We start from the raw sequence: 14,773 nt of genomic DNA, 5'->3' as shown, positions 1-14,773 counted from the left end.
TGCCTCACCACAAATAGAACAGCGCGAAGATGAACACCCACACCAGGTCGACGAAGTGCCAGTACAGGCCGGCGATCTCGACGATCTGGAAGTTGCCGTGTTCGGTGAACCCCGGCCGCAGGATCTTGCGCGCGATCAGCAGCAGGTAGATCACGCCGCAGGTCACGTGAAAGCCGTGGAACCCGGTGATCGTGAAAAAGCACGCGCCAAACTGCGCCGCGCCCAGCGGGTTGCCCCACGGGCGGATCCCTTCACGGAAGATCAGGTTGCTCCATTCGAATGCCTGCAGCGACAGGAAGGTCGCGCCCAGCAATGCGGTCGCCAGCAACAGCGCGGCGGCCGGCCGTGCGTTGCGCCGATAGCCGAAGTTGACGGCCATCGCCATCGTGCCGCTGCTGCTGATCAGCGTGAACGTCATGATCGCAATCAGCAGCAACGGCACTTCCACGCCGCCCACGGTGAGCCCGAACACCTTCGCGGTATCGGGCCACGGCGCCGTGGTCGACATGCGCACCGTCATGTAGCCGATCAGGAAGCTGCTGAACACGAAGGTGTCCGACAGCAGGAAGATCCACATCATCGCCTTGCCCCACGGCACCCTGAAGGCTTCGCGGTCGGACGACCAGTCCGTGACGATGCCGCGCCATCCGTCGGGCCGCGCGTCGGCGGTCGAAGCCGCAGGCGATTCGGCCGCGGATTCGGTGTGGACCGTGGGCGCGGTCATGGCGCGGCTCCATACAGCGGCCCGCAGAGGGCCGCGACGATCCCGGGGGTAAGCCACCACATCGCCGCCAGCAGCACGAGCCAGACCGCAAGCAGGAAATGCCAGTAGAGCGCGCACAGCGCGATGGCCTGTCGGGCCCGGAACGGGTCCGCGCGCCGGAGCTGCGCGATCGTCACGCCCCACGCCGCCAGCCCGCCCAGCACATGCAACCCGTGCAGGCCCGTCAGCAGGTAGAGGAAGCTGTTGGACGGATTGACGGTGACGGTCTCCCCGGCCGCCGACAGCACGTGCCACGCAGTCAGTTGCCCGATCACGAACACGGCCGCCAGCATGCCGCCGGATACCAGCCACACCGTGCGGTACGGGCCTATCCGCCGGGCGCGCTGCATCGCGATGCTGGCCAGCGCCAGTGCGCCGGTGTTCCACCACAGCAGCGCCGGATGCGGGATCGGTTGCCAGTCGGATTCACGCATGCGCATCGCATAGGCGAGCAACAGCAGCGAAAACAGCGTCGTGGCAACCGCCATGAAAACGACCAGGCCGGTGCGGCCCGCATTCGACAGGCCGGGGGGCGCGTCGGGAACGAAGGGGCGCGGCAGCGTGGTCATTCGTGTGCCTCACCGGGGTGCAGCGTCGGATGGGGCGTTTCAGGTTCAGGCGCCGTCGCCGGCGGCTGGTTCTGCGGCACGAAGTCTTCCTCTTGCCCGGGCGGACTGTATTCGTACGCCCAGCGGTAGACGACGGGGAGCGTCGGCCCCCAGTTGCCGTGCACCGGCGGCGTTTGCGGCGTCTGCCATTCGAGCGTGGTGGCCCGCCATGGGTTGCCGTCCGCACGCCGGCCGTGCCTGAGGCTCCACGCGAGGTTGAACAGGAACAGCAACTGCGCCGCCGCGACGATCAGCGCGACGAGGGTGATGAACGTGTTGAGCGTCTGCGCCGAATGCGGAATGAAGCTGTAGCCCTGGTACGCGTAATACCGCCGCGGCATGCCCAGGATGCCGAGATAGTGCATCGGGAAGTAGATCGCATAGGTGCCGACGAACGTGATCCAGAAGTGCGCGCGCCCGAGCGTGTCGTCGAGCATGCGGCCCGTCACCTTCGGGTACCAGTGGTAGAGGCCGCCGAACACCACGAGGATCGGCGACACGGCCATCACCATATGGAAGTGCGCGACCACGAAATACGTGTTCGACAGCGGGATGTCCACACTCACGTTGCCGAGGTAGAGCCCGGTCAGCCCGCCCAGCACGAAGGTGCTGATGAAGCCGATGGCGAACAGCATCGGCACCGTCAGGTGGATGTCGCCGCGCCACAGCGTCAGCACCCAGTTGTAGACCTTGAGCGCGGTCGGGACGGCGATGATGAGCGTCGTGGTGGCGAAGAAGAAGCCGAAGTACGGATTCATGCCGGCGATGAACATGTGGTGCGCCCAGACCACGAAGCTCAGCGCGCCGATGATGACGATCGCCCACACCATCATCCGGTAGCCGAAGATGCTCTTGCGCGCGTGCGTGCTGATGAGATCCGACGCGATGCCGAAGGCCGGCAGCGCGACGATGTAGACCTCCGGATGCCCGAAGAACCAGAACAGGTGCTGGAACAGCAGCGGGCTGCCGCCGGCATGCTTGAGCGTCTGCCCCATCGACACCACGGCCGGGATGAAGAAGCTGGTGCCGAGCGTCCGGTCGAACAGCATCATCACCGCCGACACGAACAGCGCCGGAAACGCCAGCAGCGCCATGATGGTCGCGATGAAGATGCCCCACACCGTGAGCGGCATGCGCATCAGCGTCATGCCGCGCGTGCGCGCCTGCAGCGTGGTGGTCACGTAGTTCAGGCCGCCCATCGTGGCCGCGACGATGAAGATCGCCAGCGACACGAGCATCAGCACGATGCCCCATTCCACGCCCGGCGTGCCCGGCAGGATCGCCTGCGGTGGATACAGCGTCCAGCCCGCGCCGGTCGGCCCGCCCGGCACGAAGAAGCTCGACACCAGCACCAGCACGGCCAGCAGGTAGACCCAGTAGCTCAGCATGTTGAGAAACGGGAACACCATGTCGCGCGCGCCGAGCATCAGCGGGATCAGGTAGTTGCCGAAGCCGCCCAGGAACAGCGCCGTCAGCAGGTAGATCACCATGATCATTCCGTGCATGGTGACGAACTGGTAGTAGTGGTTCGCGTCGATGAACGCGAACTTGCCCGGAAAGCCGAGCTGCAGCCGCATCAGGTCCGACAGGACGAGGCCGACCAGACCGATCGCGATGGCCGTCAGCGCGTATTGCACGGCGATCACCTTGTGGTCCTGGCTCCACACATAGCGGGTCCAGAAGCTGTGCGGGACGTGGTCGGTATGCGCGTAGGTCATGGCGTCTGCTCCGTCTGCTTCGTCTGCCCCGCTACGGGCTGGGCCGCAGTGCCGGCGGGCGTCCCGCCTTGCGCCTTGATATAGGCCACCAGCGCGGTCAGTTCCTGTTCGCTCAGGTCGAAGTGCGGCATGATCGGCGAGAAGCCCTTCACGACGCGCGCCGTTGGATTGCGGATGAACGCGCGCAGATAGGCTTCGTCCACCTTCGCGGTGCTGCCGTCGGCCATCGTTTCGGTCTTGCCGTACAGGCCTTTCCAGGTCGGGCCCACGAGCGGGCTGCCGTCCACGGTATGGCAGGCGACGCAGCCCTTGGCCGCCGCGAGCGTCTTGCCCAGGTTGGCCAGCGCCTGCGCGCTGCCGCCGGCCGCAGCCGGTGCAGCCTGCACGTGGGCCATCTGTTGCTGCGCGAACGTGGTCTGCTGCACCAGCCAGCGCGAGAACGCGGCTTCGTCTTCCACCACCACCACGCCGCGCATGCTGGAGTGCCCGATCCCGCAGAGCTGCGCGCACAGGATGTCGTAACGCCCTGCCTTGGTCGGCGTGAACCAGAAGGTGGTCACCATGCCCGGCACCATGTTCATCCGCGCGCGGAACGGCGGGACGTAGAAGTCGTGCAGCACGTCGCGCGACCGTGTCAGGACCTGGATCGGCCGGTTGAGCGGCAGGTGCACCTCGGGGCTTTCGATCAGGTAGTTGTCACGGCCGTTGGGGTCGGCGGGATTCAGGCCGAACGGGTTGTCGTTGCTGATGTAGCGCACGTCGGTCGTGCCCAGCTTGCCGCCGGGGCCGGCGAAGCGGAAGCGCCATTGCCATTGCTGGCCGAGCACTTCCATCTGCAGCACGTTGCGCGGCGGCCGAATGTAGTCCGCGTAGACGAACAGCCCCGGCGCCAGCAATGCTGCGACGCCAATGGCGGTCAGGCCGATCAGCCACCATTCCAGTTTCCGGTTGTGCGGCTCGTAGGCCGCACGGTGCCCGCTGCGGTGACGATAGCGCACCAGCGCGACCACGATGAACAGGTTGATGGCGATGAAGAATGCGCCGGTGATGACGAGCGTGATCGTCAGCATGTCGTCCATGCGCACCCAGTTCGACGCGATCGGCGTGATCCACCATGGACTGGCAAAGTGAAACCCCACCGCCAACAGGATGATCAGGACCAGGGCAATCGCAAGGGCCATAGGCCGCCTCGCTGCATGTCACTCGCCGGAGCCGCCGACACCAGGTTCCGCGTCTCCCGCGGGCGCCGCGTGGTCAGGCTCGGCGCGGCGGGAAACGCGATGGGTCAGTCGTCCGCGTTCTGCTTGCGCAATCGCTCCAGCCTGCCGTAGGTGATGGCCGCCACCACGCCGAACAACAGGTTGGCCAGCAACGGCCCGGAACCGCGCTCGGAGACGAACCACGGGAACACGGCCGTCATGACGTAGAAGTTCCACCCATACGCGACGATCCCGAACGCCAGCCCGATGGCGGCTTCCATGCCCACGCTCGAATCGAAGCGGAAGGGCGCCATGATCGCGGCAAGCATCATTCCCATGATCGCGCCGAGCACGTAGTGCAGCAGCAGCGCCATCGCCACGATTTCGAGGTTGAATTGCGTCATCTGGCCGAGCGCGCTGAGGCCCATCACCATCGCCGCGATCTTGTGGGTCGGTTGCCACGGGCTCGAGCCGAGCACGAGGGTCGACCAGACGAATTCCAGCGCGATCACCAGCGCGCCGCCCGCGAGACCGGCCACGGCAGCGGCGACCCAGTCGGGCTTGCGACGCTCCCAATGGTGCGATTGAATGTGCAGTTCCATACGACCTCCTTGCCGACGGTTCGACGTCGGCGCTTCGGTTCCGAAGGCGTCACGCGGGTCGGGCCTGCGTCTCTTGCGCGATTCGGAATGGCGAGCAGGGTTGCCTGCGCAACGTGCGAACGACCCGCTCCGCGCGCGGCTCGCGGTCGCGACCGTGCGCTCGACGACACGCGTCGATGAACGCGGGGGTCGGGCAGGCCGGCTTGCTGTCGCGCGTCAGGGGAAGATCGGTGTCGTAGGCTCGGCGCCTTCCAGGTCCGCCTTCGGAAAATGCTGGGCGACCATCTCTTCGATTTCCTGCTCTCGCAATGCCGGCACGTCGGCCATGATCAGGATCTGGCCGTCCTGGATGGCTTCGCGAAATCGCTGGAGTCGCGCGTTCGGCTCGGCGATGCCGATCATCGCGGCGGTCCACGCCCCGAAACCGGCTCCGGCCAACGTCAACCCGACGACAGCGCCGCCCGCGATCACGAGTTCCGCCGGCGGAAATACCAGCGCGACGAGGCCGATCAGCGCACCGGCCGCGCCGCCGAGCGCGACGCCGCGTTCGAGCGCATGCACGACATCGCTGCTTTGCAGCAACGATGCTTCGGGCAACTGATCGAGTGCGACGCTGTGGTCGGCGAGAACGTGGATATGGCGCCAGATGATGCGTGCGCGCAATAGGTCGTCGACGATGGCCTTCGCCATCTGCGTATCGGGTACGAGGAAATAAAGGCGTCTCATGTTGGCACCCCTTTTCTTGCCATCAACTCGTCCTCAAGGGACTGTTTTCTATTCTATGTCAGCATCGGCGGCGCGCTAGGTGCGCGCGGGCCAGCGCTAGGGCCGCAAGTGTGCATTCAGCACGCTTCGCAGGTGTGGCTGGAAAGCGAGGGTGGTCGTCGGTCACGGTCGATCGATGCGGGCGCCTGGGGCATTCGCCCCGGATTGACGTTATCCGCGCTTGCGCAACGGCTCCAGCAAGTCCCGCAGGCCGTTGTGATCGATCTCGTGCATCAGTGCAAGCTGCCGGCCGATTTCGCCGCGCGGGAACCCTTCGCGCGCCAGCCAATTGAGGTAAGGCCCGGGCAGGTCGGCAATGAGCCGGCCCTTGTACTTTCCAAAGGGCATGGTGACGGTGACGAGGTGTTCGAGGTCGGGATTTTGCATGCGGGTATTGTGCACGGCTTTTCGGTCCTGTCGCGTGCCGCGCCATTCCGACCGGCTGGAGGTCGTGAATCCGGTCTTTCGCGGGGGCCGAATCGGGTCGATGGTCATCGCTCACGTCCGGCTAATGCTGGCCGATTACCCGTCAGATCGAGCCCCGACGAAGACAGGCGAGTAGACCGGCATGACGCACGGACATCGAGGCAGGCATGCCTCCCGCGGAGACCTCACGGAAAGGACGCTGCAAACCGCCTGTGCCCCTTTTCTGGCCTGCTAGACTGGAATTCCCCCCTGCAAACGATGGAGGGAATCATGTTGTCCGTCTACGTCGTGAAGACCGGCGAGCAGTTCCTCTGCACCGCCGAGGATGGCGATATCGGCATGGCACCGGCGGTTGAAGATGCCACGTCGTTTCATTCGTATGAGGAAGCGGAAAAGACGGCGCACGTGCATGCCGACCCCGGATACGAAATCGTGGCCGTCTGCGTGCTCAGACACTGAGATCGCGCCCGCTGCCGGGCGCTAGGCGAAGAGATACAGTTCGCAGTTCCGCTGGCGCCGTGCAACATCGGTGCCGCGGTTGGTTGCGTCCGAAATGACCTACGAACGGACGGATGGCGTGTCGGGATACGCACGATGGGGGCGCCGGGCGCATCGGCAGTCCTGCCGTATCCAGTACGACGCAGCGCATGTGCAACGCGGAACGTGCCGTTCCTGAAACGCTTGGCATCCGTCGCACACGCGTCGTACGCGGCGCTACCGGAAACCGGAGCGTCGCTGCGCCGCTTTTATCGTCTGGGCCCTTTCATGCCCTCCGATTCCATGGCCGCATTCCACTCCTCATTCGCCTCGATGGGGTCCATCGCTTCGTCAATCGAAGCCGTCGCGCGCTCGGCGGCGGCTCTGGTTTCGTCTGGCGCGGTGGCAGCATCACCCTCACCTTCGCCGTCATCGTCGCCGTCGCCCGGGGGATGCAGCATGTCCTTGAGCATCGCGCTCAACTCCGACGTGTCCCATGGCAGCCCACGCCGAGTCCGATCCTTGATGTAGTGCCTCACTTCCGCGTCCTGCTCCACGGTCAGCGGCAGCCCTCGGAAGGTGCTTTGGGGGCCAGCGTCGATCATCGCATTCTCCTGTTTCTAGGGCATTTTCAGTGTACTCGCCATTGCGAACACGCGAGACGCAATTGCTGCGCGCTTGCGTCGAATCAAATGCGCGGGCTCGACAGGCAAGCAGCGGCCAGCCACCGACGTACTCTGGAATCCTTCGAATGTCTGGCAAGGGTGGTTCCGCTCAAGACCGACGGAATACCGGGCGTGATCGCCACCCGGCTCACCGTTTGACGGGAGTATTTGGTGCCGCGTTTGCTCCGGTGCCAAGCAAACGCACAGAGAGGGTCACGTGCTCAATCGCTTGACGCTTCGAAGAGACCGATGGAGGTCAACGCTCAAGCCGCGCCATGCTCGGCGATGTTGCGATACTGCCCTTTGAAATACAGCAATGGCTGCGTAGCAGCCGCTTCTTTCAGGTTCAACGCTTTCACTTCACCAATCACGATCAGGTGATCACCTGCGGCGTGTTCGGCATAAATTTCGCAGTCGACCCAGTGGAGGCTGCCGGCGATGATCGGATTGCCCAGCGGCGATTCGTGCCATTCGACTCCGTGCCACTTGTCCGTGCCCCGTCGCGCGAATTGGTTGGAAATCGCGACTTGCTCATCCGACAGGATATTGACCGCGAACCGACCTGCCTGGCGGATTCCTGGATAGCTGCCCGAACTGGACATGACGCTGAATGACACCAGCGGCGGGCTCATCGACACGCTGTAGAACGACTGGCAAGTGAAGCCAATCGGCTCGCCATCCGTGTGCGATGTAATCACCGTGATACCGGATGCATAGTGCCCGAGCGCTTCGCGAAAGCTCAATGGTTCGATAGCAGTGCTGGAAAGTGACATGGTAGATACTGAATGCTGGGTGCGGCTCGATCAGCGCAAGCAAACCCTGCCATGTCGCCCGATCCATTCCGATCAGAAACAACGTACGGGCCTGCCTGCGCTTATCGGATCAATCGAAGTCGGCGAGGATCCTTGCTTCATCTGGATACTCGGGCAACCGAAGCGTATTCGAAGAGATTCAGGGCGTCTCCGCGAGACACGCCCTGAAACCTACACCGCTCTCAATCCTCCCGGGCATCATTTCCCGCGTTAGCTCGGAATCAGCTCGAGAGTTCCTGTCGGACGATTTCTGCGCCTGCACTCAAAGCTTCGAGCTTGCCTCGTGCGATTGCACGGGACAACGGGGCCATGCCGCAGTTGGTGCAAGGATAGAGCTTGTCGGCATCGACAAACTGAAGGGCTTTTCGCAACGTGTTGGCGACTTCCTCGGGCGTTTCAACGGTATCGGTTGCGACATCGATGGCCCCGACCATCACCTTCTTGCCTCGAATCAGCTCGATCAGCTCCATTGGAACATGCGAATTGTGGCATTCCAGCGAAACCATCCCGATACTGGATTTTTGCAGCTTGGGGAAGGCTTCTTCGTACTGCCGCCACTCCGACCCCAGCGTCTTTTTCCAATCCGTATTGGCCTTGATGCCATAGCCATAGCAGATATGCACGGCGGTCTCACACTTGAGACCTTCAATGGCCCGCTCCAGGGTCGCAACGCCCCATTCATTCACCTCGTCAAAGAAGACGTTGAAGGCGGGCTCGTCGAACTGAATGATATCGACGCCGGCGGCCTCCAGTTCCTTCGCTTCCTGGTTCAGGATCTTGGCGAACTCCCAAGCCAGCTTTTCGCGACTCTTGTAATGATCGTCATAAAGCGTATCGATCATCGTCATCGGGCCAGGCAGCGCCCATTTGATGGGTTGCTTGGTTTGCTGGCGCAAGAATTTGGCATCTTCAACAAACACCGGCTTTTGTCGAGCAACGTCACCAACGACCGTCGGCACGCTTGCATCATAGCGATCACGGATTCGAACGGTCTTGCGGTTCGCAAAATCGACGCCGTCGAGATGCTCGATAAACGTCGTCACAAAATGCTGGCGCGTTTGCTCGCCATCGCTGACGATGTCGATGCCTGCATGTTGTTGCTCTTGCAATGACAAACGCAACGCATCCTGCTTGCCCTCGACCAACCCCTCATCCTGCAATTTCCAGGGCGACCACAGTGTCTCGGGTTGTGCGAGCCAGGAGGGTTTGGGCAAGCTGCCAGCAGTAGAAGTCGGTAGCAATTTCTTCACAATAGTGACCTTGTTTTTTGAATAATCAAAGAGCGTAGTTAGCGGACCACTGCTCAAGAACAGCGTGGTACGGTTTGATGAAGTGCTCCTCGACAAACTTTCCCTGCTCGATCGCCAGCCGGCTGCGTTCTTCCCGATCGTAAACAATTCGAGTCAACGAAAAATCCTGGTGCTTCAAACTTGGCTGATAGGACTTCCCTGCCGCGGAATTCGCGTTGTAAATCTCGGGCCGGTAAATTTTCTGGAACGTATCCATCGTGCTGATGGTGCCGATCAGCTCGAGATCGCTGTAGTCGCCAAGCAGGTCGCCGGAAAAATAGAAAGCCAAAGGCGCAACGCTGTTCGGCGGCATGAAATAGCGAACCTTCAAGCCCATCTTCTTGAAGTACTCGTCAGTCAGGGAGTACTCGTCCTGCAAGTATTCGATGCCCAATACCGGATGCTGATTGGCGGTCCGATGATAGGTCTTGCTGCTGGAGACACTCAGGCAGATGACGGGCTGCTTGTTGAAATTGGCCTTGTAGGCGCTTGAATTCACGAAGCACTTGAACAGCTTCCCGTGCAGATCCCCAAAATTCTCCGGCGTGCTGAATTTGGCCTGATCCTTCGTGTGCTCCAGCAACAGGACGCTGAAGTCATAGTCTCGAACGTAAGAGGAGAAGTTGTTCCCTACGATGCCCTCGATGCGCTCACCCGTCTTTCGATCGACAATATTCGTTTTCAATACTTCGATCAAAGGGAGGGAGCTGCCACTACCCTCGCCATCAATGCTCATTTCGACGGAAATGATTTCCAGCTTGACGGCATAGCGGTCACCTTCAGGATTGTCCCAATGCGCCAGGGCATTGAAACGATTGTCGATCATCCTGAACGTGTTGCGCAAATTCTCCTGACGACTCTCTCCTCTGGCCAGGTTGGCGAAGTTGGTCGTGATACGCGTACAGTCTGACGGCCGATAGTCTTCATCGAAGCAAATGCGCTTGATGGCAAAAGTAAAATCTTTACTCATTTTGATCTGACGCCCTGATTTCCGAGATGAAGACTGGATTCATCCCTTGGTTATTCGATGCTTTCCGATTTTATTTTCTGATCTTTGCTCAGAAATCTTTGTGATATCGGCATTGAAAACAAATTCTATGCGGAGCTATCGATGAAAAAAAGTGAATTAATCTCATCGACCCATTAGCCACGTTCATGATGTGGCGTGCCGGCTGGCTTGCCCGCAGACCAGCCCCTCGATTCACCGCTTCATGGCCTGCCCAAGGCAGCTGCGCGGATACGCCCCTTCATGCCCCATCCGCCTCAGAGGCCTGGCTTGCAGGGTTTGACCGCTCCGGCGATCAGTCAGGCAGAAAGCCTGATGGCGAAGTCTTGGAGCGTGCTTGGCGAATGCCTGCGCGACAAGAGGGTTCGTTTGCTTCGGATTGAATCTGACGGCGAACCATGAAATGAGGCGCGCGTGGAAGAGACGCCCCTCACGGCGTCGACCAGGAGCGGCGAATGGAATGGCCGAAAGCCGGTTCGATCCCGTGCTGAATCGCAGCAGATAAGAGGCGCAGGTCGGTTTCGCGTCGCTTCGGATGCTCCAGCGGAGCATCGAGGCCTGCGCCACGGCGCTCCGTGACAGGCGTCAGACGGTACACGGCACGACCAGGGGCTTGCCAAGGTACGGCGCTTTCAAACCGCCCTGCTCACTCGTCCGGGTACGGATGACGCGCTCAGGATTCGATGGCGGAGTCGTCGTCGCCGTAGAACTTCACACCCAGCTGAATGCGTTCCCGGCCGCTTTCCACACGATGCCGATTGGTGTCGCGCAGCGAGTAGACGCAGCCGCAATACTCTTGCTGGTAGAAGTTTTCTCGCTTGCTGATCTCGATCATGCGCGCCGAGCCGCCGCCTTTGCGCCAGTTGTATTCCCAATACAGCATGTCGGGATAGTGCGACGCCGCGCGCACACCGCAATCGTTGATCTGCTGCATGTTCTTCCAGCGCGAGATGCCCAACGAGCTGGTGATGACGGGGAAGCCGTGTTCATGCGCATACAACGCTGTGCGCTCGAAACGCATGTCGAAGCACATGGTGCAGCGGATTCCGCGCTCCGGCTCGTTTTCCATGCCTTTGGCACGCTCGAACCAGTTGTCGCGGTCGTAGTCGGCATCGATGAATGGAATACCGAATTGCTCTGCAAACCGGATGTTTTCCTGCTTGCGTAGCTCGTATTCCTTCAGCGGGTGGATATTCGGGTTGTAGAAGAAGATCGTGAAATCGATGCCGGACGCCTGCATCGCCTCCATCACTTCGCCCGAGCAAGGCGCGCAGCAGGAATGCAGCAGCACTTTCTTGTGCCCGCCGGGTAACGCCAACGGCTTGCGTTCGATCGTGGATGCCATGAGAAGACCCTTGAAATAACACCCGCGTCCATCGAACTGGGCAGCCGCGAATTGTGGCCTCCGACCGGGACAAATGAAAATGGATATATTTTCATGTTCCCATGAGCATCATTCATGGAATCGGCTGCCACGAAGCATCAAGCCGCGCCACGCCCCTTCGCTTGCTCGATGAATGCACGCAGATAATCAGTCCCCACGTCCGCCTCGCGAGCACCCAGATAGATGTGTTTCGCAATGCCGTTTTCACCCAGCCGTACTGGCACCACATCCATCTTGTCCGCGTACTCCAGCACCAGCCAGCGTGGCAGCGCAGCCACGCCGCGGCCGCTGGCGACCATCTGCAGCATGATGTCGGTGGTCTCGATGGCCTTATGCCGTTTGGGCGTGATTCCGGCTGGCGTGAGGAACATGCTGTAGATATCCAGGCGGTCGACCGGCACCGGGTAGCTCACCAGCACCTCGTTGCTCAACTGCTTGGGCTGGACGTATTCCTCCTTGGCCAGCCTGTGATTGCCGGCCACGACCAGGACTTGCTCGTAGTCGAATACCGGTTCGAATACGAGGCCCGGCTTGTCCAGCGGATCGGGAGTGACCAGCAGGTCGATCTCGTAACCGAACAGCGCGCCGATGCCGCCAAACTGGAATTTCTGTTTGACGTCTACGTCCACATCCGGCCACGCAGCCAGATAAGGCGACACGACTTTCAACAGCCACTGGTAACACGGGTGACATTCCATGCCGATGCGCAAGGTGCCTCGCTCACCCTGGGCGAACTGCTGCAAGCGTTCTTCGGCCAGGTTCAGCTGTGGCAGCACCCGGTTGGCCACCGCCAGCAAGTATTGGCCGGCCTGCGTCAGGCGCAGGCTGCGGCCTTCGCGCAGCCAGATGTCGGTGCCGAGCTGCTGCTCCAGCTTCTTCATGCTGTGACTCAAAGCCGACTGCGTCACGTGCAGGACGCCTGCGGCTGCGGTCAGCGAACCTTGCTTTTCCACCTCTTGCACGATGGATAAGTGAATACGATCAAGCATGGTGGATGAGTAAAATTCATACTTTATTGAGATATGGCAATTTTACTTCATCGTTTGCGCCGTTGCGATCCGCCGGTTCAACGATGCTTGGGGAGCGAGCCATGGCCACCAGTCACACCCTCGGCTTTCCGCGCATCGCGCTCGAAGCGTGAACTGATATCTGCACAGGCGTCGTACGGGGCGGGCGAAACGCCGCAGCCGCAAGCGAGCCGTCCGGTCGCGACGACCACGCCTGCGGCCACCCGATAGCGACGTCTTACTTCTGCAGCGAGATTTCCACCCGGCGATTGCGCGCCCGCCCTTCGGCGGTCTCGTTCGATGCGGCCGGATTGGTTTCTCCATGCCCCGTCGCCGCGAAGGATTCCGCCTTCAGCCCGTGTTCGCGCAGATACCCCGCGACCGCATCGGCGCGGCGCTTCGACAGCGCCTGATTGTGCGCATCCGAGCCGGTCGCGTCGGTATAACCGTCCACTTCCACGCGCGAGAAATGCTTGTCGCCCTGCTGGTTCAGCAGCGTGTCGAGCGCGGCGGTGGCGGCGGACGTCAGCACGGCGGAGTCGGTCGCGAAGTACGCATCGCCGGTCAGGCTCACCTTCTCGACCGCGGCGGGCGCAGGCGCGGCCGCCGCAGCGACCGGCGCGGGTGCCGCACCGCACTGAAATACGATCGAGTGTGGATCGGCGCCGTCGCGGTACGGCGTCGTGGAATCGACCGTGCGCACGGCCTCGTTGCCGCACATGCGCGTCGCGACCTTCATGCAGGTATTGGCGCTCGACAGGATGCCGTGGCAGTCGACGCGGAAAGTCCGGATGCCGTCGCGCGGCTGAAGCTCGTATGCGTTGTACGTCGGTCCCGATGCGCTCGAACAGGCCGCGAGGGAAACGACGGACGCCAGCAGGGCAAGATGGATGTTTTTCACTTGATTACTCCGAAAATGCGATGGGCATGGCGCGTGCGGCGCATTGGCGCAGCCGCGTCCGCGTGCGTTTGCGTTCGGCGCGGTCCGCCCCGGCAGTGCGTGCCGGAACGAACCGCAGCGCGCGATCACTTCCACTGATACAGCATGCCCGCGCCGACGACGCGCTGGCTGCCGGCGAAGCCGCCGTTCAGCGTCGCCTTCAGGTTCTCCGTGACGCGCGCCTGCACGCCGACCGCCATGGCCTTCTGCCCCTGGAACGTCGCCGTACCGACCCCCATCGCAAAGTTCGAGTCGCGGTCCATGTGCGGGATCGACGCCATCGCGGCGGTTGCCGCAATCCCCTCACGTGCCATCGAATCGGTCTGCTGGATCTGCTGCTGCATCTGCGTGAGCTGGTTGTTGACCGTGTTCAGCGACTGCGTGAACTGGTTCGACACCGCATTCAGCTGGTTCACGTTCACCGCATCCGTGCCCTGGGTGCCGGCCGCGACGTTGACGACCTGGCGCGCCGACTCCGTCGAACCGACCGCGACGACGTTCGACCGCCCGCCGTCGTTGCTGCCCGTGCCGATCGCGGCCGAATTGTTGCCCGACGCCGTCGAGCCCACGCCGATGGCGGTGGAACCGTTGCCCGATGCGAGCGCATTGTTGCCGACCGCCGTGCTGTTCGAACCCGATGCCACCGCGCCCGACCCACCCGCCGACGAATTCGGGCCGGTCGAACCCGGCGGCACGTTCGTGCCGTTCGGGTTCGTCGTGTACTGCCCGCCGAGGTTGGTCGTGCGCTGGTCGATCAGCGTCGTCAGCTGGTTCGCGACCGAATCGAGCTGCGATACGTTCACCGCGTCCGTGCCGTTCTTGCCGGCCGCGAGGCCCGTGATCTGCCGGTTGCCGATGTTCACTTCGCCGGCCGACGATTGCGGGCTGCTCAGGCCGTACGCAACGTAGTTCGTCAGCGCGCCGACCGTCGTCAACGAACCTGCGCCCAACGCCACGCTGTTCGCGAACGTCGCGGACGCACCGGCGCCGAGCGCGAGCGCATCGGTCGCGTTGCCGAGCGCGCCGGAACCCAGTGCAACGCTGCCCACGCTGACCGCCTTCGCATTGGCGCCTTGTGCAACCGACTGCGCGCCCAACGCGGTCGCGCCGCT

The 14,773-nt window shown here is 62.3% G+C and carries 16 protein-coding genes; 1 reads left to right on the top strand and 15 read right to left on the bottom strand.

What is annotated here, in order from left to right; all coding sequences use genetic code 11:
• Positions 1-4 precede the first annotated feature (4 nt).
• The 7 genes from G3N93_RS10290 to G3N93_RS10260 form a co-directional block, all read right to left on the bottom strand.
• On the bottom strand, positions 5-724 hold the full coding sequence (locus G3N93_RS10290) for a heme-copper oxidase subunit III family protein (protein ID WP_206132958.1): 720 nt from the start codon (positions 722-724) through the stop codon (positions 5-7).
• On the bottom strand, positions 721-1,332 hold the full coding sequence (locus G3N93_RS10285; protein ID WP_206132957.1) for a cytochrome c oxidase subunit 3: 612 nt from the start codon (positions 1,330-1,332) through the stop codon (positions 721-723). Before G3N93_RS10285 ends, G3N93_RS10290 begins: the two co-directional genes overlap by 4 nt.
• Positions 1,329-3,089, bottom strand: coding sequence for a cytochrome c oxidase subunit I (gene ctaD, locus G3N93_RS10280; RefSeq protein WP_206132956.1), 1,761 nt, complete (start codon positions 3,087-3,089; stop codon positions 1,329-1,331). The genes G3N93_RS10285 and ctaD overlap by 4 nt, the downstream gene beginning before the upstream one ends.
• Positions 3,086-4,270: a cytochrome c oxidase subunit II gene (locus tag G3N93_RS10275; RefSeq protein ID WP_206132955.1), complete on the bottom strand. Its 1,185-nt coding sequence runs from the start codon at positions 4,268-4,270 to the stop codon at positions 3,086-3,088. The genes ctaD and G3N93_RS10275 overlap by 4 nt, the downstream gene beginning before the upstream one ends.
• 104 nt (positions 4,271-4,374) lie before the next feature.
• Positions 4,375-4,890, bottom strand: coding sequence for a hypothetical protein (locus G3N93_RS10270; RefSeq protein WP_174933350.1), 516 nt, complete (start codon positions 4,888-4,890; stop codon positions 4,375-4,377).
• Positions 4,891-5,106: 216 nt separating this feature from the next.
• Positions 5,107-5,616: a DUF1269 domain-containing protein gene (locus G3N93_RS10265; protein ID WP_206132954.1), complete on the bottom strand. Its 510-nt coding sequence runs from the start codon at positions 5,614-5,616 to the stop codon at positions 5,107-5,109.
• Positions 5,617-5,826: 210 nt separating this feature from the next.
• Positions 5,827-6,042, bottom strand: coding sequence for a DUF3820 family protein (locus tag G3N93_RS10260; protein WP_043184321.1), 216 nt, complete (start codon positions 6,040-6,042; stop codon positions 5,827-5,829).
• Positions 6,043-6,351: 309 nt separating this feature from the next.
• Between G3N93_RS10260 and G3N93_RS10255 the strand changes: the two genes are divergently transcribed.
• Entirely contained in the window at positions 6,352-6,540 is a 189-nt protein-coding gene (locus G3N93_RS10255; protein WP_174933354.1) for a hypothetical protein, read from the top strand.
• A 287-nt stretch (positions 6,541-6,827) separates the two neighbouring features.
• On the opposite strand, the gene G3N93_RS10250 is transcribed toward G3N93_RS10255, so the two are convergent.
• The 8 genes from G3N93_RS10250 to G3N93_RS10215 all read right to left on the bottom strand — a co-directional run.
• Positions 6,828-7,163: a hypothetical protein gene (locus tag G3N93_RS10250; RefSeq protein ID WP_174933356.1), complete on the bottom strand. Its 336-nt coding sequence runs from the start codon at positions 7,161-7,163 to the stop codon at positions 6,828-6,830.
• Positions 7,164-7,486: 323 nt separating this feature from the next.
• Positions 7,487-7,996 carry a flavin reductase family protein gene (locus tag G3N93_RS10245; protein WP_206132953.1) on the bottom strand — a complete coding sequence of 170 codons (510 nt, stop codon included), beginning with the start codon at positions 7,994-7,996 and terminating at the stop codon, positions 7,487-7,489.
• A 260-nt stretch (positions 7,997-8,256) separates the two neighbouring features.
• A complete protein-coding gene (locus G3N93_RS10240; RefSeq protein ID WP_174938597.1) occupies positions 8,257-9,285 on the bottom strand; it encodes a methionine synthase in 1,029 nt (342 codons plus the stop codon).
• Positions 9,286-9,310: 25 nt separating this feature from the next.
• Positions 9,311-10,294, bottom strand: coding sequence for a DUF1852 domain-containing protein (locus G3N93_RS10235; protein ID WP_206132952.1), 984 nt, complete (start codon positions 10,292-10,294; stop codon positions 9,311-9,313).
• 709 nt (positions 10,295-11,003) lie between these two features.
• A complete protein-coding gene (locus tag G3N93_RS10230) occupies positions 11,004-11,675 on the bottom strand; it encodes an epoxyqueuosine reductase QueH (RefSeq protein WP_174933364.1) in 672 nt (223 codons plus the stop codon).
• Positions 11,676-11,812: 137 nt separating this feature from the next.
• Complete coding sequence (locus G3N93_RS10225; protein WP_206132951.1) at positions 11,813-12,703, bottom strand: LysR family transcriptional regulator; 891 nt, start codon at positions 12,701-12,703, stop codon at positions 11,813-11,815.
• 256 nt (positions 12,704-12,959) lie between these two features.
• Positions 12,960-13,622: an OmpA family protein gene (locus G3N93_RS10220; protein WP_174983677.1), complete on the bottom strand. Its 663-nt coding sequence runs from the start codon at positions 13,620-13,622 to the stop codon at positions 12,960-12,962.
• Between the two features lie 125 nt (positions 13,623-13,747).
• Positions 13,748-14,773, bottom strand: a 1,026-nt coding sequence (locus G3N93_RS10215) for a YadA-like family protein (RefSeq protein WP_206132950.1), incomplete at its 5' end; no start/stop codon positions are given.

Source organism: Burkholderia sp. Se-20378 (genome assembly GCF_017104665.1).
GTDB classification, from domain to species: domain Bacteria; phylum Pseudomonadota; class Gammaproteobacteria; order Burkholderiales; family Burkholderiaceae; genus Burkholderia; species Burkholderia lata.
This window is presented reverse-complemented; position numbering and strand designations above follow the sequence as displayed.

What these genes read in the sequence shown, in the direction of transcription:
- G3N93_RS10225 (WP_206132951.1), bottom strand. Translation starts at nt 12,703, where the DNA reads ATGCTTGATCGTATTCACTTATCCATCGTGCAAGAGGTGGAAAAGCAA.
- G3N93_RS10250 (WP_174933356.1), bottom strand. Translation starts at nt 7,163, where the DNA reads ATGATCGACGCTGGCCCCCAAAGCACCTTCCGAGGGCTGCCGCTGACC.
- G3N93_RS10245 (WP_206132953.1), bottom strand. Translation starts at nt 7,996, where the DNA reads ATGTCACTTTCCAGCACTGCTATCGAACCATTGAGCTTTCGCGAAGCG.
- ctaD (WP_206132956.1), bottom strand. Translation starts at nt 3,089, where the DNA reads ATGACCTACGCGCATACCGACCACGTCCCGCACAGCTTCTGGACCCGC.
- G3N93_RS10255 (WP_174933354.1), top strand. Translation starts at nt 6,352, where the DNA reads ATGTTGTCCGTCTACGTCGTGAAGACCGGCGAGCAGTTCCTCTGCACC.
- G3N93_RS10260 (WP_043184321.1), bottom strand. Translation starts at nt 6,042, where the DNA reads ATGCAAAATCCCGACCTCGAACACCTCGTCACCGTCACCATGCCCTTT.
- G3N93_RS10230 (WP_174933364.1), bottom strand. Translation starts at nt 11,675, where the DNA reads ATGGCATCCACGATCGAACGCAAGCCGTTGGCGTTACCCGGCGGGCAC.
- G3N93_RS10235 (WP_206132952.1), bottom strand. Translation starts at nt 10,294, where the DNA reads ATGAGTAAAGATTTTACTTTTGCCATCAAGCGCATTTGCTTCGATGAA.
- G3N93_RS10265 (WP_206132954.1), bottom strand. Translation starts at nt 5,616, where the DNA reads ATGAGACGCCTTTATTTCCTCGTACCCGATACGCAGATGGCGAAGGCC.
- G3N93_RS10275 (WP_206132955.1), bottom strand. Translation starts at nt 4,270, where the DNA reads ATGGCCCTTGCGATTGCCCTGGTCCTGATCATCCTGTTGGCGGTGGGG.
- G3N93_RS10285 (WP_206132957.1), bottom strand. Translation starts at nt 1,332, where the DNA reads ATGACCACGCTGCCGCGCCCCTTCGTTCCCGACGCGCCCCCCGGCCTG.
- G3N93_RS10270 (WP_174933350.1), bottom strand. Translation starts at nt 4,890, where the DNA reads ATGGAACTGCACATTCAATCGCACCATTGGGAGCGTCGCAAGCCCGAC.
- G3N93_RS10290 (WP_206132958.1), bottom strand. Translation starts at nt 724, where the DNA reads ATGACCGCGCCCACGGTCCACACCGAATCCGCGGCCGAATCGCCTGCG.